Source organism: Rhodopirellula sp. UBA1907 (assembly GCF_002337565.1).
GTDB lineage: Bacteria > Planctomycetota > Planctomycetia > Pirellulales > Pirellulaceae > Rhodopirellula > Rhodopirellula europaea.
The window spans coordinates 46,517-46,795 of record NZ_DDGH01000029.1; the positions used below are offsets into that span (position 1 = coordinate 46,517).

1 pseudogene is annotated in these 279 nt (G+C 60.2%); it reads right to left on the bottom strand.

Going from position 1 to position 279, the window contains the following annotated elements:
* Window positions 1-279: pseudogene (locus B2R17_RS06165) on the bottom strand (hydrolase); the annotation flags it as partial.

The window sequence follows — 279 nt, forward strand, 5'->3', positions numbered from 1 at the left end:
GGACTCCATCCGGTCACTGCAAGCTTGCAAATCAATTGGCGGTGCGATCGCAAGGATTGGACCGACTCGATCCCAATGGGATGGTCTGGCGTCCAACCCCGCACCGATCCGTCCCGCCGCACGCAGCAATTGGTTCCCGCCCAAAGACGTTCCAACCGCTCCGATCGGGGCAGCCTGTTCGCCAGTCAAATCGGCAATCCGCTCAATGGCGGCCAAGACATCTTCGCTTCGTCCCGCATGAGTGATGCCACGACAAAACGCGACTGATTCGCCACACCC